Source organism: Denitratimonas organivorans (assembly GCF_037478135.1).
GTDB lineage: Bacteria > Pseudomonadota > Gammaproteobacteria > Xanthomonadales > Xanthomonadaceae > Denitratimonas.
In genome coordinates this window covers 137,904-156,142 of the sequence record NZ_JBBHDV010000007.1, presented here as the reverse complement: position 1 = coordinate 156,142, position 18,239 = coordinate 137,904, and the positions used below count along the sequence as shown (strand labels likewise).

Here is an 18,239-nt window from a genome sequence, read left to right as displayed (position 1 = left end):
GCCGGCCATGCCCGTGGCGGCTACCTACAGCCCCAGCCAGGCCATCACTGCCGTCTGCGCCAGCAGCTCACGGTGTTGGCTCAGGCGTTGCAGGTTCGGATCGGTACTGACTTTCTCGCCTCCCTGCTTCCGCGCACCGTCCATGCCTTCGCGCAGCAGGGCGCCGTAGACCTGGCTGCGCATCCAACGGTATTCGGCCAGTGACAGGTTCTGCGCATTGACCGCATCGACCTCGGCCTGCTTGGCCTGCCGGATCAGCGAAAACAGATCGCCGTAGGCATTCAACACCTCAGTGGCGCCGGGCTTCTGGCCCTGCTGCTGGAGTTCCTTGTACTTGCCTTCCAGCGTGGCCAGCGCGGGCCCGACCTGATCGCGCACCGACGACTGCACCGCGATGAAACGCTGCAACCCGGCATCGCTGATGACCCCATCGGCCGGTGGCGTGAATGCCGCGCGGTTCTTCACTTGGGTATCGATCTTGGCCAGATCGGCCATCTGCGTGGCCGCACCGATGAACTGGCTCCCCGCATTCCACGCCGGACGCAGCACGAACCACCAGGTCGCGCCACCACCGACCACCAGCAGAAGCAAACCAACGATCAGGCAACCGCCGAGAACCTTCTTCATAGCAACTCCATCCGCAATGGGAAAGTCTGTCGTTACGGCATGGGGTGCCGCAATCGGACATCGACGCTGCGTCACACCGTGCCGCGATTCTTGCCGATGAAGGGCCGGTAGTGTTCGCGGATGGCGGCCATGTCTGCGTCCAGGTCATCGCTCAGTGGCATCACCGGCCCCAGCACCATGGTCTTGTCGGGATAGTGGAAGTGCGCGCACATCAGGGGCGCGTCGGCGTTGCGGGCGATGTGCCAGAAGCCGGATTTCCAGTGTTCCACCCGTTTGCGGGTGCCTTCCGGTGCCAGCAGGAACCAGCAGACCGGCGCGCGCCGTACCTGCGCGGCGGCCTGTTCGACTGCGCCGTGGGCGCGGTTGCGCACCACCGGCATGCCGCCGAGCAGGCGCAGCAGCCAACCCAGCGGGCCGCGAAACAGTTCGGCCTTGGCCATGAAGTTGATCCGCACCCCGAGCGCCAGCATCCCGGCGATGCCCCAGAACGCATCCCAGGCCGAGGAGTGTGGCGCGATGATGATCACCAGATGGCGCACATCCGGAAACTGGCCGTCGATGCGCCAGCCGCCGGCACGCAGGATGCTGCGGCCGAAGGCCCGGCTCAGCAAGTTTCCCATGCGCGGTGCGTTGGGCGGAAGATCAGGCACCACCGGTTTCACGAATCACTGCTCCACTGCGAGCCGCGCCCGCGCTTGATCTGTGCGCGCCCTTTCTTGGCTTCCAGCCGGCGCTCCTTCGAGGCGCGTGTCGGGCGGGTGGCGATGCGCGGCTTGGGCGGCACCAGCACCGCCTGGATCAGCGCCGCCAAGCGTTCGCGCGCATCCTGACGGTTGCGTTCCTGGGTACGGAAGCGTTGTGCGGAAATCACGATCACGCCGTCCGCACCGATGCGCCGGTCGCGTCGTGCCAGCAGCCGTTCGCGCACCGCTTCGGGCAGCGATGGTGACGCGGCCGCGTCGAAACGCAGTTCCACCGCCGTGGCCACCTTGTTGACGTTCTGCCCGCCGGGGCCGGAGGCGCGCACGAAGCGTTCCACCAGTTCCTCGTCGGGGATCGTCAATGTCGGGGAAATCATCAGCATCGGATCGGGCGCAGTTTCGCGGGCAAGCGCCGGATTGTAGCCGCAGCGCGGCGTGCGTCATGGCGCGGCGCAATGCGGCATCATGCGATTCCGTTCCGTGTCGCCCGAAGCTGCCCTGCCATGTCGCGCCTGCCGCCCTTTGCCATCGAACATCTCGCCACGCCGGTGGCCTGGAGCGATGCGCAGGGTGTGCTGCAGGGCTGCAATGCCGCCTTCGCGCGCTGGCTGGATGCCGGTGCCCGGCGTCTGGCCGGGATGCATCTGGCCCATCTGGATGCCGAAGCCCCGCGTCTGGCTGAATTGCTGGCGCGCCTGCCATCGGCCGGTGACGAGCCGGTGGCGGCACGCCGCATGCGGCTGCAACTGCCTTCCGGCATCGAACGTCGGGCCGATCTGTGGTTGACGCGGCAAGCTTCGGGCGTGCTGATCGAAGCCCGTCCGCTGGACGAACAGCACGGCGAGAGCCTGACACGGCTTCCCGATGCGCTGCATGCCGCGCTGCAGGGGCTGGCGCACGAGGTACGCAATCCTCTCGCCGGCCTGCGCGGTGCGGCTCAATTGCTGGCGCGGCGCAACCGCGATGATGCCGATGCACAGCGCTATGTCGAGGTGATGCTGCACGAATGTGATCGCCTGGGTGCGCTGGTGGACCGGCTGCTGAATCCGGCGTCCGGTCAGGCCATGGTGCCGATCAATGTGCATCAAGTGCTGGAACGGGTGCGGCTGCTGGCCGAAGCCGCCGCGCAGCACGAGGGCGGCGCACGCCTGCTGCGCGATTACGACCCCAGCCTGCCCGAACTTGTGGCCGATGCGGATCGCTTGACCCAGGCCGTGTGGAATCTGGTGCGCAACGCGCTGGAGGCTGGCGCGCGACAGGTTCGCCTGCGCACACGCGCCGAACGCAATGTGCTGATCGGCGAACGCGCACACCGGCTGGCGTTGCGGGTGGAAGTGGAGGATGACGGCTGCGGCGTGTCCGATGATCTGGCCGAACGCATCTTCCTGCCGCTGGTGTCGGGCCGCGCCGATGGCACCGGTCTGGGGCTGACCCTGGTGCAACAGGTCGCGCGGGAGCACGGCGGGCAGCTGTCCTGCCGTTCGCGCCCGGGCCACACGCTGTTCACGCTGCTGCTGCCGGTCGACTGATCGCGCGGCGGTGTGCAGTGGCTTAGAGCGGATGCGCGTCGAGGAAGCGGCGCACCTGCGGCACGATCTGCGCGGCCTTGTCTTCCAGCACGTAATGGCCGGCATCGTCGAAGATCAGGCTCTGCGCCTGCGGCAGCTTCTGTTCGAAGCCGCGCAGGAAATGCGCATCGAACACGAAATCGCGCAGGCCCCAGGCCAGCAGTGCCGGCCGGTCGGCGTATTCGTGCAGACGCCGGCCGGATTCTTCGACCAGCGCCCAGGCCTTGTCGCCCGGCGCCAGCGGGATGTCCTGCACGAAGCGCAGCGTGGCGATGCGGTTGGCCCAGGAGTTGTACGGCGCGACATAGGCGGCGCGCACGTCCGGCGGCATCGCGTTGCACACGCCCACGCGCGAGGCGGCGCTGGAAAAGGCGTTGAAGCCACGGATCGCCAGTGCGCCCAGGCGCGAATCGCGGCCCAGTTTCAATTGCCAGGGCATCGGCTTTTCCGCCGGCAGCGGGAAGGCGGCGGTGTTGAGCACCACCAGCCGCGCGATGCGTGAGGGGTCGCGCAGCGCCCAGCCGAAACCGATCATGCCGCCCCAGTCGTGCACCGCCAGCGTCAGCTTGCCGTCGATGCCCAGATGCGCCAGCAGCGTGGCCAGATCGTCGATGCGCGAGGCCAGGGTGTAGTCGTAATCGGCATCGCCGGGCTTGTCCGACAGGCCCATGCCGACGTGATCGGGGACGATGCAGCGATAGCGGTCCGAAAGGCCGGACACCAGCTTGCGCCAGTAGTAGCTCCAGGAAGGATTGCCGTGCAGCATCAGCACGATTTCACCGTCGCGCGGGCCTTCGTCCAGATAGCTCATGGCGATGCCGGGACGCACCTGGAAGCGCTGCGGGGTGAACGGGTAATCCGGATAACTCATGCGGGAATTCCTGGGCCCGGCAAGGCCGGCGGACGGGGCAGCCGGTCACTGTAAAGGCCGGCGCCGGTGGCGACAACCGCCGCCGGGCGGGAACTCCGGTTCAGTCGACCCGGCCGTGCGGACGCTCGCCGCGTTCGTAGACCGCATCGGGGCGGCCCACCAGCAGCGGATCGACCGCACCGACCCGCACCGGATCCTTGTCGTGGTAGGGCAACGACAGCAGCACATGGCGCAGTGCGTTCAGCCGTGCGCGCTTCTTGCAGTCGGATTTGACCACCGTCCAGGGCGCATCGACGGTGTCGGTGTGCGCGAACATGGCTTCCTTGGCATGGGTGTAGTCGTCCCATTTGTCGAGCGAGGCCAGGTCGATGGGCGACAGTTTCCACTGCTTGAGCGGGTGGGTCTGGCGCTCCTTGAAACGGCGCCGCTGTTCCTCGCGGCTGACCGAGAACCAGAACTTCACCAGATGGATGCCACTGCGCACCAGGTTGCGTTCGAACTCCGGCACCTGGCGGAAGAATTCCTCGTACTCGGCATCGGTGCAGAAGCCCATGACCTTTTCGACCCCGGCACGGTTGTACCAGCTGCGGTCGAACATCACGATTTCACCGGCGGTGGGCAGATGCTGCACGTAGCGCTGGAAATACCACTGGCCGCGCTCGACCTCGTTGGGTTTTTCCAGTGCCACCACGCGCGCGCCACGCGGGTTCAGATGCTCCATGAAGCGCTTGATCGTGCCACCCTTGCCGGCGGCGTCGCGGCCTTCGAACACGATCACCACGCGCTGTCCGGTTTCCTTGACCCAGGCCTGGAGCTTCAGCAGTTCGACTTGAAGACGGTACTTCTGGCGTTCGTAATTGCGCCGCAGCATGCGGTGGCGGTAGGGGTAGGCGCCGTCGTGCCAGTTCGGTGCCAGCTCCTCGTCGGGCGAAGGCAGCCCCTGTTCATCGCGCACGATCAGGCGGTCGCGTTCGGCCAGGCTGTTGCGCAGCACGCGGGCATCGTCCGGCGACATGCCGGCGAAGATGTCTTCCAGCACCTTGACCGCGTGATCGATATCCGGGCTGCGCGCGGCACGCAGCATGTCCCGCACCGACGCTTCGGCCACCTCCTGCGCGGCCACTACCGCCTGCTCGACCGCCGCCTGTTCCAGCAGCGATTGCCTCGCGAGCGCGGGGTTGTCAGGCGTGGTGGTGTGGCTGGGCGAGGTGTTTTTCGGCGGGGTCATGCGGGCTCCTTGTCGAGCCTTCCTATATGGCGCCAGTGGCGCAGGCTTGCAAGTTGCCGTTCTGGATCGTCTGTGGGGTCATGCGGCAGTTGATTGTTCCGGCTGTCGATTACAGAAGTGGACTTCTTGACTTTGCCTTCGGAGGAAGGTCGCTCCGAATCGGGAATTGCTGCCCGGCTCGGTCGGCCATCCGTGGCCGAACTCGCCGCCACAGCGCATCCATGCGCTGCTGTCCGCACTTCCCGATCCGGATCGCCCTTGCTGTTTCTTTCTCCCGGCTTCGGGATCAAGGAACCATGATCGAACGTTGTTTTCCGCCCGGGTTGCTGCGAGCTGTGCCCGCAGGGCTGGGGTGAGACACGCAAAACACGGATGTTTCGCACGCGAATCAGGGCAAGGTGCCCTGAGCAGGCGAAAAGCACACCAGCCAATTCCGCTGTCCAGGCCGAGAACAAAAAAACACCCCGCGCGGGGCGGGGTGCAGGGATTCTTGTTGTTTTGATTGTTGCAGGGTCAGCCGCGTCGGCGATAGGGCGACAGCTCGGCCACGAGGCGGTCCAGCTTGCCGCCGGCCAGTGCGCCCTGGGCCTGGGTGTCGGCGTTGAGCGTGGTGAACTGCACCTTTTCGCGCAGGCCGGCACCGATCGGGGCGCGGTCGGCGGTCTTGTAGGCGCGTACCGTCAGGTTGGCGGTGTACATCTCCGACACGCGGCCGTAGTACTGCAATTCCTGCGAACCGACCGGTTCGGCCCGCACCACCACCGCTACGGTGGCCGAGCGGCGCAGTGTATTGAGCGCGCTGGAAAGGTCATCGCCATACACGCCCAGCGCCTCGGCATCGACCAGATCAAACCCGGATGCGGCCAGCTGGCTTTCGATGCGGCTGCGTGCCGGGCCGGTGATGGCCGAATCGCCGATTGCGATCACCGCGATGCGCGGCGGCGGCGGCGGCGTGGCCGGACGCGCAGGTGCGGCCGTGGACGCCACGGTCTGCGACTTGGCGGCAGCGGCGGCCGGTGGGGTGCCGGTGGTGCTGTCCGGTGCGCTGCCGGAGGCCGTAGTCTGGGTGGCGGCGATGGATGCATTCGCGGCGGCAAGGGTACTGGCGGCGGTGTTTTCGGCCTGGGCCACGGTGTTGCCGGTGGCGGCCTCGGGATTTTCCACCGTGATCTGCGCGCCGCTGCCGGCCGGCTGGTCCTGCGCGATCGCGGCCAGCGCTTCGCTGCCCAGGCTGCTGGTCGTAGACGATGCATCTGCGCCGGTGTCAGCAGCCACGGACGGCGCCGCGTTGCCGGTGGAAATCGGGTTACTGGCCTGGCCGGTGGCAAGGCCACTCTCGTAGGCGCGCTCGCTGCTGCGGCCGGCAAAACCGTCACCGAAGCCTTTGACGAAATCCATGATCGGCGCGCGGAACGCGAAGGCGCCACCGGCTACCGACAGCACCAGCACCGCCGCCACGGCCAGCGGCAGCCACAAGGCGCCGCGTTTGGTTGCAGGGCGTTCGAGCACGGAAGGACGGGTGCTCGCGCTGGTCGGCGCGGAATCGGAAGCCGCTGCGGCCGGCGCCGGTTGTGATGCGCCCGAGCGCACCACCGGCGGCGGCGTGACCTTGCGTGCAGTGGACATCGGCGTGGGTGCACCGACCATGGTGGCGGCATCCACCGGTGCGGCCGGCCTGGCCAGTTTGACCGCCGTGCCACCACGCGCCACGGCGGGGTGGGCTTCCAGCGCGGCGACCAGATCGTGGCAGCTCTGGAAACGTTCTTCCGGCTCCTTGGCCAGCATCCGCGCCAGGATCGCGGCGGTCTGCGGATCGACATCGTCGTTGAGTTGCTGGATGTCGGGGATTTCGGCCTTGACCACTTCCAGCATCAGGCCCAGCGGGCTTTCATCGCTGAACGGGGTGTGGCCGGAGAGCATTTCGAACATCACGATGCCGAGCGAGAAGATGTCCGAGCGCTGGTCGATCGGCTTGCCCAGGCACACTTCCGGCGACAGGTAGCCGGGCGTGCCGACAAACTCGCCGGTGGAGGTCAGCTTCTTGGAAATATCCTGGGTGGCCAGCGCGATGCCGAAGTCGGCGATCTTGACCTGCCCGCGATCGCTCAGCATCAGGTTGCCGGGCTTGATGTCGCGGTGGATCACGCCGCGATCGTGCGCGGTGGCCAGGCCCTGCGCAGTCTGGTGCAGGATCTTCAATGCATTCTCGACATCCAGCTTGCCGTCGCGCTTGAGGATGGTGGAGAGCGAATCGCCCTCGACGAACTCCATCGCGAAGAACGGCTGCGAGGTGGCCTCATCGGTGCCGATGTAATGGATCTGGATGATGTGCGGATCGCTCAGCGCCGCCATCGAGCGCGCCTCGCGCAGGAAGCGTTCGACCAGTTGCGGATCGTGCGCCAGCGAGGGCGAGAGTTCCTTGATCGCCACGTGCCGGTTCAGGGCCGGCTCGAAAGCGCGGTAGACCACGCCCATGCCGCCGCGACCGATTTCGGAAACGATCTCGTAATGACCCAGGTGCGTCTTCATGCTCGCCTCGTCTGGCGAAGGGGAACCGGTACGTGTGCTCATCCTAGCATTGCCTTGTTCAGGACGCCGCCCAGCGCGACGTGCGAATAGGGGTACGGCAGCTGGCGTCAAAGCCGGGCAATGGCCGGCCGCAGGATTAAGCGCCCGTTTACCTTGCGCCGAGCGGCGCGGCTCACAAACCCGGCGTGGCGGCGGGCCGGTCCTGCAGGTGGTCGCCCCGCTCCAGCCGCTGCTGCGCGTACTGGTAACCCAGCTCGATCGCGCGTTCGAATTGCTGCCAGCCGAGCAGGTCGATGCCGTCCAGTTGCGGTGCCAGCAGCAGGCTGGACTGGCGCCGCTGGTGTGCCACCGTCGCGGCCGAATTGACCATGCCAGCCCGCCACAGGATGCGGCCGATGCCCGGATAGGTCCGATGCCGCCATTGCAGCAGGATCTGTCGCCACCAGGACGGCAACGAGGTGGCCTCCAGTTCGGTATCGATGCGGTAGTTGCCCCCCACATCCACCGCGATGATGCGGCCGTTCATGCGCTGCCGCATCTCGCTGACCGGCAGGTTGTCGATCACGCCGCCATCCACCAGCACGCGCCGGTCGTGGAAGACCGGCGGCACCATGCCGGGAATCGCGCTGCTGGCACGCAAGGCGATCCAGAGTTTGCCGCGCTCGTGCACATGCAGAGCACCTTCGGTCAGATCGCTGGAAACGCAGAAGAACGGCAGGTGCAGGTCACCGATATCGCGTTCGCCAAACATCCGCCGCAGCAGCTGCGACACCTTGCGCCCGCTGGACATCGCCACCAGCGGAAGGGTGCGGTCGGAAAGCGGGTTGTCATCAACGAACGCGATGCGCAGTGCTTCCACCAGTTGCGCTTCGTCCCAGCCGGCTGCGATGCCGGCCCCGACCACGGCGCCGGCGCTGCAACCACCGACGTAATCGACATCGACGCCGTGCTCGCGCAGCGCGCGCAATACACCGATATGCGCGAATCCGCGCGCGCCACCACCGGACAGCATCAGCGCGGTGGCGCGTCCACCGAGCAGGCGCGCCAGGCGGGCCATGTCCGCGTCATCGCACATATGGTGATGGCTGGCGCAATCGGCGAAGGCTTCCAGCCAGGGCCGGGTTTCACCGGGCTGTGGCGGGTAGCGGCGTTGCAGCACCAGATGCAGCGGTGTGTGCTGCGAACGCGAGGCCGGCGCTGGCAGGGCGTTGGCCGGTTTGTCGTCGGTATCGGCCAGCAGCAGTACGGCATCGCTCTGGCGCACGCAGCGTTCACGCCATTGCGGGTCCGAATCACCGACATAGATCAGGCCGTCGGCCTCCTGTTCCATCCGGCTGAACCAGCCGGCGCCACGATGGCGGGCGGCGTCGGCCTGCACCAGTTCCACCCGGCCCAACCAGTGCAGCGCTCGCGCCAGGCGTTGTGCGAAGGCCACCGCATCGACTCCCGGCGTGCCCGGCAGCACCGCGAAGCAACGCACTTCGGCCGGGCGTTCAACAGTGGCGGCGTAGCGCTTGAGCGCCTCGCGCGTCAGCCCGAGCATTGCCTTGGGATGGTGTGCCAGCAATTGCTCGAAGCTGTCGCGCGACCAGCGCACCAGTTCGCTGTCGCGCAGTGCGAACACTGTGGCGCTGCGGCGCTGGTCCAGGATCAGGCCGACTTCGCCGACATATTCGCCCGGCCCGATCTGGCCCAACCGTCGCGTGTCGCCTTCGCGATTGCGGCGCCAGGCGGCAAGCCGGCCCCAGCGCAGCAGATAGAAGGCGTCGGCGTTTTCGTCCTGCTCGAACAGCGTGGTGCCGCCGGCCAGCGCGATGGCCTCGCCGCGCACCGCCAGTTCGTCCAGCGTGGCCGCCGGCAATTCGGCGAACAGCGCCAAACCCTCCAGATAGCAGCGCAGGCGTGCCTCGGGGGTATCGATGGCGGCAGGTGGCGATGGCCCGGACATGCCGCACACGTTACCTGATCGCCGCCTGATCCCGCAGGCGCGCGCGGCTTGAAATCGGCCCCTTTACCCATCAGCTTTGTGCGGATGGATATCCCGACGAACCCGTTGCTCGCGGCCACCGAGCTTCCCCCGTTTTCCCGCATCCAGCCCGGCCATGTGTTGCCGGCGATGGAGCAGTTGATTGCCGGTTTTCGTACCGAGGTCGAGCGCCTGCTCGGTGATGGCAGCGCACGCAGTTTCCAGAGCCTGATGGCACCGCTGGAGCAGCAGGAAGAATTGCTCAACCGCGCTTTTTCGCCGGTCTCGCATTTGCACGGGGTGCAGGATTCACCCGCCCTGCGCGAAGCCTACGAGGCCGCGATCGAGAAACTGACCGAACACGCCACCTGGCTGGGCCAGAACCGGGCGCTGTACGAAGCCGTGCAGACGCTGCGCGAGGCTCCGGATTTCACCACGCTGGACCGCGCCCGCCAGACCCTGGTGGAGGACAGCCTGCGTGGTTTCCGGCTGTCCGGCGTGGCGCTGGATGACGCCGCGCGTGCCCGCTTCGCGCAGATCCAGAACGAACTTTCGACCCTGACCACACAGTTCGGCAGCGCCGTGCTGGATGCCACCGATGCCTGGCAGCGGCCCGTGTCCGAATCCGAACTGGCCGGCCTGCCCGACACCGCGCGCGCGATGCTGGCGCAGGCCGCGGCCGATGCCGGGCGCGAAGGCTGGCTGGCCACGCTCAAGGGCCCGGTGGTCAGCGCCATCCTCGGTTTTGCCGATGATCGTCAGTTGCGCGCCGAGGTCTACGCCGCGCACAGCACCCGCGCCTCGGATCAGGGCCCTCAGGCTGGCCAATTCGATAACAGCCAGCGCATCGAACAGATCCTCGCGCTGCGGCACGAGGCGGCGCAGTTGCTGGGTTTCGACAGCGCGGTGAACGTGTCGCTGGCCGACAAGATGGCGGCCACGCCGGAGCGCGTGCTCGGTTTTCTCGAAGACCTGGCGGCGCGCGCCAAACCGGTGGCGCAACGCGAACTGGCCGAACTGCGCGACTTCGCGCGCGACACACTGGGTATCGACGAATTGCAACCCTGGGATGTGGGCTACGCCAGCGAAAAACTGCGCCAGCAGCGCTTCGCCTTCAGCGAGGAGGACCTCAAGCCCTACTTCCCGACCGAGGCCGCGATCAATGGCCTGTTCGAAGTCGCCGCGCGGCTGTTCGGCCTGAGCTTCAGGCAGCGCGACGGCGTGGATCTCTGGCACCCGGACGCACGCTTCTACGATGTGTTCGATACCGATGGCAGCCTGCGTGCCGGCTTCTATGTCGACATCTACGCGCGCACCGGCAAGCGTGGTGGCGCGTGGATGGACGTGTGCCGCAACCGCGTGCGTCAGGCCGATCAGTTGCAGGTGCCGGTGGCCTATCTGGTCTGCAATTTCGCGCCGCCGGCCGGTGATGCACCGGCGCTGCTGACGCACGATGACGTGGTCACGCTGTTCCACGAATTCGGCCATGGCCTGCACCACATGCTGACCGAGGTCGATCTGCCATCGGTGGGCGGCATCAGCGGCGTCGAATGGGATGCGGTCGAGCTGCCCAGCCAGTTCATGGAGAACTACGCGTGGAAGCGCGAGGCGCTGGACCTGTTCGCGCGCCACTACAAGACCGGCGAACCGTTGCCGCAGGCGTTGCTGGACAAGATGCTGGCGGCACGCGACTTCCAGGCCGGCATGTTCCTGGTGCGGCAGCTGGAGTTCGCGCTGTTCGATTTCCGCCTGCATCTGGAATACGACCCGGCCCACGGCGCACGCACGATGCAGGTTCTTGAACAGGTGCGTGACGCGGTGGCGGTGATCCGCCCACCCGAATGGGCGCGCTTCCCGCACGCCTTCAGCCACATCTTCGCCGGCGGTTATGCGGCCGGGTACTACAGCTATCTGTGGGCCGAAGTGCTGTCGGCCGATGCGTTCTCGATGTTCGAGGATGCCGGCCTGTTCGATGCCGCCACTGGCGCGCGCTACCGCGAACAGGTGCTGGCGGTAGGCGGTTCGCGTCCGGCGCTGGAAAGCTTCGTCGCCTTCCGCGGGCGCGAACCGGAACCGGCGGCGCTGCTGCGCAGCTATGGGTTGGCGGCCTGATCCGGTGTTTCGCGCGGTCGCCGGCGGTGGCTGAGCGCCGTTGCTGCCGCATGCAGGCGACCTGATGCGGCGTGAGGTGTTGTTGCCGCTGATCGTGGCCTGCGCGCTGTTCGTGGAGAACATGGACTCCACCGTGCTGGCCACCGCGCTGCCGGTGATCGCGCAGGATCTGGGCACCGAACCGATTGCGTTGAAGCTGGCGCTGACCAGCTATCTGCTCGGGCTGGCAGTGTTCATCCCGGTCAGCGGCTGGATCGCGGACCGCTTCGGCGCGCGCCCGACCTTCGTCGCGGCCATCGGTGTCTACCTGTTCGGCTCGTTGTGCTGCGCCGCCGGCGGTTCACTGGGCGAACTGGTCGCCGCACGTCTGGTGCAGGGTGCCGGCGGCGCGATGATGGTGCCGGTCGGGCGCCTGGTGATCCTGCGCAGCGTGCCGAAGGCGCAACTGGTGCAGGCGATGGCCTGGCTGACGATCCCGGCGCTGGTCGGCCCAGTGATGGGACCGCCGCTGGGTGGCCTGATCGCGACCTATGCGCACTGGCGCTGGATCTTCCTGATCAACCTGCCGATTGGACTGATCGGCATCGTGCTGGCCTGGCGTTTCATGCCCGATCTGCGCGATGCACAGCCGCGTCCGCTGGATGTCGCCGGTTTCCTGCTGTCCGGGCTCGGGCTGGGGCTGACGATCTTCGGTTTCTCCAGTTTCGGCGGCCATTTGTGGTCCGACGAGGTGGCGCTGATGGTGCTGCTGACCGGCGTGGCGCTGCTGGCCGGTTATGTCGTGCATGCGCGGCGCCATGCGCATCCGCTGATTGATCTGCGCCTGTTCCGGCTGCCGACCTTCCGCATCGGCGTGGTCGGCGGCAGCCTGTTCCGTATCGGTGTCGGCGCCACGCCGCTGCTGTTGCCGCTGATGCTGCAACTGGGCTTCGGCCTGACGCCGTTGCAGTCGGGCAGCATCACCTTTGTCTCGGCGGTCGGCGCGATGTTCATGAAGACCCTCACCGCGCGCATCTTCCGCCGCTTCGGCTTCCGCAGCACGCTGATCGGTAGCGCGCTGGTGGCGGCGTTGCTGCTGGGATTGCAGGGCTGGTTCCAGCCGGACTGGTCGTATCCGCTGATGCTGTCGATCCTGCTGCTGGGCGGCTGTTTCCGCTCGTTGCAGTTCACAGGCCTGAACGCGTTGTCCTACGACGAGGTGGGCAATGCGCGCATGAGCCAGGCCACCAGCCTGTCGAGCATGATGCAGCAGCTGTCGCTGAGCCTGGGCGTGACCCTGGGCGCGTTCGCGCTCGGCCTCTCGGGTTTCTTCACCGGCACCGACACTACAGAACTGGTCAACTTCCGCTTCGCCTTCATGGCGATGGCCGGCATTGCGCTGCTCTCGATCCTGTTCCTGCTGCGTCTGCCGCTCAACGCCGGCCACGAACTGGCCGGCCGCCCGGCCGTGGAAGCCCAGGTGCGTCCGCAGCAGGAAGCCGCGGGCGCGGGGTAATCGTTTCCCGCATAGTCCGGCCATAGGTTGGTGGTGAGCGAAGCGAACCCCAACGCTGTGACATCCACTCATCCGCTGCTGGTTTCGTGCCGTGGGCTGTTGGGCATCGCTGCGCTCAGCCCAACCTATGCGGGTTGCGGAACGTCAGGTTGGCACAGCAGGGGCACTGATCCACTGCGACACATTTCTTAGGTTGGCGGTGACCCCGGACTTGATCCGGGGAACCCCAACGCCGGAAGAGTCTGCCCACAGGAATGTGATCAGAGTCCTTGCACCACAGGCCATGCCAGGCCGTTCAATCGTCCGCCAGATCCGCTTCCAGTCGGAAATCGACGACCTGCCGACGCAGTTCAGGAAACAGGCGGTGGAATCCGGCCACCAGTTCGGCGTCATATTCGCGCAGATCCTGCGCGCAGGCGGCGAGGCGTTCGCCGTGGCGTGAAAGGCGGCGGCCGATGCCGGCCAACGCGCGTTCCAGTCCTTCGCGTTGCGCATAGGCGCCGAGCCAGTCCTGTTGCGCCATGCGGCTGGCGACATCGCGCGCGCTGGCCGGCATCAGCGCGGCGTGGTGCTCGAACATGCGATAGACCCGACCGGTGAACTCGCCCAGCGTGCCTTCGCCGTACTGTTGCCATTCGCGCGCCAGCACATGGTCAAAAAACACGTCCAGCGCGATGCCGGCAAAGCGCCGGCGTGAAGGTGCAAAGTTTTCGCGCGCCTCCCGCACCACCGGATGGTTGTCGGTGAAGCTGTCCACGCGCCGGTGCACGAGGATGTCCCGCCGGATTTCCGGCTCGAAGGCCTTGTAATCGCGGCCCTTGACGAAATCCCCGAGAAACGCGCCCAGCATCGCCACGTCGCTGTGGCTGGCCAGCAGCAGGTGGGCGAGGTAGTTCATCCGCGCCGCAGCCCGAAGGTTTGGCGGTGGCGTGAAACGCAAACGCCACGGCGGGCGTGGCGTTCATATGGTGCGGGGCGGGTCACGGCAGTGCTTCGAACTTGATTGAGTTGAGTGAAGACTCGCACGCGATCATGGATGTTCAAAGACCAGGTTCCCTCTCCTCCGCTTGCGGGGGAGAGGGAGCCATTACACGCAAACTCAGCTCCACGCAAACTCAGCGGATCAGGCGCTCGTTGACGAGGTTTTCCACCACCGAGGGATCGGCCAGCGTGGAGGTATCGCCAAGCTGGTCCGGCGCATTTTCGGCAATCTTGCGCAGGATGCGGCGCATGATCTTGCCCGAGCGGGTCTTGGGCAGGGCTGGCGCCCACTGGATGTGGTCGGGCGTGGCGATCGGGCCGATTTCCTTGCGCACCCAGGCCACCAGCTCCTTGCGCAGCTCGTCGCTCGGGCTTTCGCCGGCGTTGAGTGTGATGTAGGCGTAGATGCCCTGGCCCTTGATGTCGTGCGCGCAACCGACCACGGCGGCTTCGGCCACCAACGGGTGCGCCACCAGCGCGCTTTCGACCTCGGCCGTGCCCATGCGGTGGCCGGAAACGTTGATCACGTCATCGACGCGGCCGGTGATCCAGTAATAGCCATCGGCATCGCGGCGGCAGCCGTCGCCGCTGAAATAGGTGCCCGGATAGGTCTTGAAATAGGTATCCACGAAGCGCTGGTGGTCGCCCCACAGGCTGCGCATCTGGCCCGGCCAGGAGTCCAGAATGACCAGATTGCCTTCGGCCTCGCCCTCCAGCACCTTGCCTTCGGCATCGACGATGGCCGGCTGCACGCCGAAGAACGGCAGCGTGGCCGAGCCGGGTTTCTGCGGAATCGCGCCGGGCAGCGGCGAGATCAGGATGCCGCCGGTTTCAGTCTGCCACCAGGTATCCACGATAGGGCAGCGCTCCTCGCCGACCACGCGGTGATACCAGTCCCAGGCTTCCGGATTGATCGGCTCGCCGACCGTGCCGAGCAGGCGCAGCGATGTGCGCGAGGTCGATTTCACCGGTTCCTCGCCTTCGCGCATCAGCGCACGGATCGCGGTGGGCGCGGTGTAGAAGATCGTCACCTGGTGCTTGTCCACCACCTGCCAGAAGCGGCTCACGTCCGGATAGTTCGGCACGCCTTCAAACATCAGCGTGGTGGTGCCGTTGGCCAGCGGCCCGTAGACCAGGTAGCTGTGGCCGGTGACCCAGCCGACATCGGCGGTGCACCAGTAGACATCGTCGTCCTTCACGTCGAACACCAGCTCGTGGCTGTAGGCCGCGTACAGCAGGTAACCGCCGGTGGTGTGCAGCACGCCCTTGGGTTTGCCGGTCGAGCCACTCGTATAAAGGATGAACAGCGGATCCTCGGCGCCCATCACTTCCGGCTCGCAGGTATCGGGCTGGCCTTCGACCAGGGTGTCGTACCAGCGGTCGCGCGGCGAATGCATGTTCACCGGGTTGCCGGTGCGGCGCACCACGATCACGGTTTCCACGCAGTTGGTGCCGTCGCGCTGCAAGGCCTGGTCGACATTGGTCTTGAGCGCCACGCTGCGGCCGCCGCGCAGGCCTTCATCGGCGGTAATGATCAGGCGCGCGCCGCAATCGGCGATACGCCCGGCCAGCGAATCGGGCGAGAAACCGCCGAACACGATGCTGTGGGTGGCACCGATGCGGGCACAGGCCAGCATCGCGACCGCGGCCTCGGGAATCATCGGCAGGTAGATCGTCACGCGGTCGCCCTTGCCGATGCCCAGATTGCGCATCGCATTGGCCAGCCGGCACACGCGCGCATGCAGATCGCGATAGGTGATGTGTTCGGACTCGGCCGGGTTGTCGCCTTCCCAGATGATCGCGGTCTTGTCGCCGCGCGTTTCCAGGTGGCGGTCCAGACAGTTGACCGAGAGGTTGAGCTGGCCGTCTTCGAACCAGCGGATATGCAGATCATCGGCGTCGAACGAGACGTCCTTGATCTTGGTCGGGAAGCGGAACCAGTCCAGCCGTTTGGCCACATCGGCCCAGAACACGTCCGGGCTCTCGACCGACTGGCGGTACTTCTGCCGGTACGTATCCGCGTCGATGTTGGCCTGCGCGATGAAGTCCGACGAAGCAGCGAAGATGCGATCCTGGGTCATGGGAACACCTGTAAGTTGAGCGCCAAGAAAAAGCGGCAATGCCGACGGTACACCCTTGTTCTATCACCTGGCGCACAAAAATTCGTCTAGACCTTGGTCGATGCGCGCGGGTGTGCCGTGTGCCCGGACGGGCCAGCACCGCTGGTTCCACGTGGCGGATCAGGTGCTGCCATTGCGGGTGCAGGCAGCAGCGCGTCATTGGTGAAACGGAGGCAACTTCTGCTGGTGGTGTCTGCTGGTGGTTGGGTGGTCGGGCGGTTGCGCATCGACGATGCGACCTGTCGCAGGGAAAAAACACCAGTTTGGATCTGCTTCTGACCAGGATCACCATCAGCAATTCGAGATTTCGATAAACTCCGTCAGCGAGTCGAGTTTTTCAACAATCTTATCGAGGCGCAGATGCCGGCCATTCGGTTGTTGAAAAGCCGGATGTCATTGGAATGACGGATTATTCGTGATTTTCCCGAACAGGCGGCCTGACGATCGCGCATGGATCTTTCGTCAACCCCGGACGGCAGGGGTTGTGAGGCACGGCTTCACGGCATCCGTTGCCGACATCGACCAAAGACGAATGGTCATACGGGGTGCGGGCCGCGCAGACTCGGGGATCAACGCTGACTCTTGAGGGAGGGTATGCAGATGAGCGGGGCAGGAAGGATTGCAAGAACGGCTTTGTTCACCGCCATGTTGGCCGCGTTCGGTGCGCCGCAACTGGCAGTGGCGCAGAGTGAGCGTGAGCTGGCGCTGGAAGCGCGGGTGGCCGAACTGGAAAGGCTGGTCAACAGCCTGCTGGCCGACCAGCAGCAACAGGAAGGCCGCATTGCGGAGGTGGAAACGGTGCAGGCGCAACAGCCTTCGCCGCCACCGCCGGGCAAGGCGCCGATCCAGAACCTGACGCTGACGCCGGCGGCGTTGCCGGGCACCACGGTGAAGCTGGGCGGTTTCATCAAGGCCGATTTCATGCTGACCCGCACCGGCGATGGTCAATTCGCCGATGGTGCGGTCGGGCGTTCGCTGTATCTGCCCGGCCAGACGCCGGTCGGCGGCGCGCCTTCCGGCACCGATTACGATGCGCACGCCAAGTTCTCGCGTTTCAACATCGGCGTGGACAGCGTGACCGAGGCGGGCAACAAGCTGGGCGCGTTCTTCGAAGTGGATTTCTTCGGCAATTCGCTCGGCAACCAGACCGCCACCAATACCTACGGCACCACGGTGCGGCATGCCTACATGTACTGGAACGGCTGGCTCGCCGGACAGACCTGGTCGAACCTGATGGACACTTCGGCCTTGCCGGAAACGGTGGATTTCATCGGCCCGACCGATGGCCTGCTGTTCGTGCGCCAGACCCAGCTGCGCTACACCAACGGTGCTTTCAGCGTGGCGCTGGAAAACCCGGAAACCACCTATGTGCCGTTCGGTGGCGGCGCGACCACCGCGTCTGATCGCGGCGCCTTGCCCGACCTGACGATGCGTTACGGCTGGAAGGGCGACTGGGGTACGTTCGGCGTGGGTGCGATCCTGCGCCAGCTGCGGCTGGACCGCACCGGTGTCGACGACAGCCAGCTCGGCGGCGGCCTGACCCTGGGCGGCAAATGGGTGATGGGCGCCAACGATGATCTGCGTTACCAGTTCACCGTCGGTGACGGCATCAGCCGCTATATCGGCCTGGGCGTGCATGCTGACGCGATGCTGGATGCCGATGGCGATCTGGAGGCGATGGGCGCGGTGGCCGGCTATATCGGCTGGCGTCATGCCTTCAGCCCGAAGCTGCGCAGCAATCTGGTCTACGCCCGCAGCGATTACGACAACGAGGCCGCGCTCACCGGCCTGGGCGTGACCAAATCGGTGCAGAGCCTGCGCGCCAACCTGTTCTATTCACCGCTGCCGAAGATCGATGTCGGCGCCGAGCTGATGTACGGCAAGCGCGAGCTGGAAAGCGGCGCCGACGGCGACATCTCGCGCCTGCAGTTCACCACCAAGTACAGCTTCTGACGGTCTGTCTTGCTGCGGCCTGATCCTTGCCCCGGTTATCCGGGGCAAGCGCTATTGCGAAAAACGAAGAAGGAAACGCAGCCTTATT

12 protein-coding genes and 1 pseudogene are annotated in these 18,239 nt (G+C 66.1%); 4 read left to right on the top strand and 9 right to left on the bottom strand.

What is annotated here, in order from left to right:
• Positions 1–24: 24 nt before the first annotated feature.
• From WDB66_RS09445 to arfB, 3 genes are all read right to left on the bottom strand, one after another.
• Entirely contained in the window at positions 25–627 is a 603-nt protein-coding gene (locus tag WDB66_RS09445) for a hypothetical protein (RefSeq protein ID WP_339398305.1), read from the bottom strand.
• Between the two features lie 71 nt (positions 628–698).
• Positions 699–1,247: a 1-acyl-sn-glycerol-3-phosphate acyltransferase gene (locus WDB66_RS09440; RefSeq protein ID WP_339398304.1), complete on the bottom strand. Its 549-nt coding sequence runs from the start codon at positions 1,245–1,247 to the stop codon at positions 699–701.
• Between the two features lie 38 nt (positions 1,248–1,285).
• Positions 1,286–1,711, bottom strand: coding sequence for an alternative ribosome rescue aminoacyl-tRNA hydrolase ArfB (gene arfB / locus WDB66_RS09435; protein ID WP_339398303.1), 426 nt, complete (start codon positions 1,709–1,711; stop codon positions 1,286–1,288).
• Positions 1,712–1,831: 120 nt separating this feature from the next.
• Here arfB and WDB66_RS09430 point away from each other — a divergent pair, with 120 nt between their 5' ends.
• Positions 1,832–2,857, top strand: coding sequence for a two-component system sensor histidine kinase NtrB (locus WDB66_RS09430; RefSeq protein ID WP_339398302.1), 1,026 nt, complete (start codon positions 1,832–1,834; stop codon positions 2,855–2,857).
• Positions 2,858–2,879: 22 nt separating this feature from the next.
• On the opposite strand, the gene WDB66_RS09425 is transcribed toward WDB66_RS09430, so the two are convergent.
• The 4 genes from WDB66_RS09425 to WDB66_RS09410 all read right to left on the bottom strand — a co-directional run bounded on the left by WDB66_RS09425 (position 2,880) and on the right by WDB66_RS09410 (position 9,472).
• The gene (locus WDB66_RS09425; protein ID WP_339398301.1) at positions 2,880–3,767 is read right to left on the bottom strand and encodes an alpha/beta fold hydrolase; all 888 of its coding nucleotides are present in this window, start codon (positions 3,765–3,767) and stop codon (positions 2,880–2,882) included.
• A gap of 100 nt (positions 3,768–3,867) precedes the next feature.
• Positions 3,868–4,995 (bottom strand): polyphosphate kinase 2, encoded by a 1,128-nt coding sequence (gene ppk2 / locus WDB66_RS09420; RefSeq protein ID WP_339398300.1) that lies wholly within the window; start codon positions 4,993–4,995, stop codon positions 3,868–3,870.
• A 513-nt stretch (positions 4,996–5,508) separates the two neighbouring features.
• Positions 5,509–7,524 (bottom strand): serine/threonine-protein kinase, encoded by a 2,016-nt coding sequence (locus WDB66_RS09415; protein ID WP_339398299.1) that lies wholly within the window; start codon positions 7,522–7,524, stop codon positions 5,509–5,511.
• Positions 7,525–7,696: 172 nt separating this feature from the next.
• Positions 7,697–9,472: a patatin-like phospholipase family protein gene (locus WDB66_RS09410; RefSeq protein WP_339398298.1), complete on the bottom strand. Its 1,776-nt coding sequence runs from the start codon at positions 9,470–9,472 to the stop codon at positions 7,697–7,699.
• Between the two features lie 84 nt (positions 9,473–9,556).
• Between WDB66_RS09410 and WDB66_RS09405 the strand changes: the two genes are divergently transcribed.
• Both WDB66_RS09405 and WDB66_RS09400 read left to right on the top strand, forming a co-directional pair.
• Entirely contained in the window at positions 9,557–11,602 is a 2,046-nt protein-coding gene (locus tag WDB66_RS09405; protein ID WP_339398297.1) for a M3 family metallopeptidase, read from the top strand.
• Positions 11,603–11,642: 40 nt separating this feature from the next.
• A complete protein-coding gene (locus tag WDB66_RS09400) occupies positions 11,643–13,097 on the top strand; it encodes a DHA2 family efflux MFS transporter permease subunit (protein ID WP_339398296.1) in 1,455 nt (484 codons plus the stop codon).
• A gap of 295 nt (positions 13,098–13,392) precedes the next feature.
• On the opposite strand, the gene WDB66_RS09395 is transcribed toward WDB66_RS09400, so the two are convergent.
• Both WDB66_RS09395 and acs read right to left on the bottom strand, forming a co-directional pair.
• Positions 13,393–13,995 carry an acyl carrier protein phosphodiesterase gene (locus tag WDB66_RS09395; RefSeq protein WP_339398295.1) on the bottom strand — a complete coding sequence of 201 codons (603 nt, stop codon included), beginning with the start codon at positions 13,993–13,995 and terminating at the stop codon, positions 13,393–13,395.
• A gap of 241 nt (positions 13,996–14,236) precedes the next feature.
• Positions 14,237–16,159, bottom strand: a pseudogene (gene acs, locus WDB66_RS09390) (acetate--CoA ligase); the annotation flags it as partial.
• A gap of 639 nt (positions 16,160–16,798) precedes the next feature.
• Here acs and WDB66_RS09385 point away from each other — a divergent pair.
• On the top strand, positions 16,799–18,151 hold the full coding sequence (locus WDB66_RS09385) for a DcaP family trimeric outer membrane transporter (RefSeq protein WP_489670847.1): 1,353 nt from the start codon (positions 16,799–16,801) through the stop codon (positions 18,149–18,151).
• Positions 18,152–18,239: the final 88 nt, after the last annotated feature.

Coding starts and splice junctions, on each gene's coding strand:
- ppk2 (WP_339398300.1), bottom strand. CDS start 4,995: ATGACCCCGCCGAAAAACACCTCGCCCAGCCACACCACCACGCCTGAC.
- WDB66_RS09405 (WP_339398297.1), top strand. CDS start 9,557: ATGGATATCCCGACGAACCCGTTGCTCGCGGCCACCGAGCTTCCCCCG.
- WDB66_RS09415 (WP_339398299.1), bottom strand. CDS start 7,524: ATGAAGACGCACCTGGGTCATTACGAGATCGTTTCCGAAATCGGTCGC.
- arfB (WP_339398303.1), bottom strand. CDS start 1,711: ATGCTGATGATTTCCCCGACATTGACGATCCCCGACGAGGAACTGGTG.
- WDB66_RS09410 (WP_339398298.1), bottom strand. CDS start 9,472: ATGTCCGGGCCATCGCCACCTGCCGCCATCGATACCCCCGAGGCACGC.
- WDB66_RS09430 (WP_339398302.1), top strand. CDS start 1,832: ATGTCGCGCCTGCCGCCCTTTGCCATCGAACATCTCGCCACGCCGGTG.
- WDB66_RS09440 (WP_339398304.1), bottom strand. CDS start 1,247: ATGGGAAACTTGCTGAGCCGGGCCTTCGGCCGCAGCATCCTGCGTGCC.
- WDB66_RS09425 (WP_339398301.1), bottom strand. CDS start 3,767: ATGAGTTATCCGGATTACCCGTTCACCCCGCAGCGCTTCCAGGTGCGT.
- WDB66_RS09395 (WP_339398295.1), bottom strand. CDS start 13,995: ATGAACTACCTCGCCCACCTGCTGCTGGCCAGCCACAGCGACGTGGCG.
- WDB66_RS09385 (WP_489670847.1), top strand. CDS start 16,799: ATGAGCGGGGCAGGAAGGATTGCAAGAACGGCTTTGTTCACCGCCATG.
- WDB66_RS09445 (WP_339398305.1), bottom strand. CDS start 627: ATGAAGAAGGTTCTCGGCGGTTGCCTGATCGTTGGTTTGCTTCTGCTG.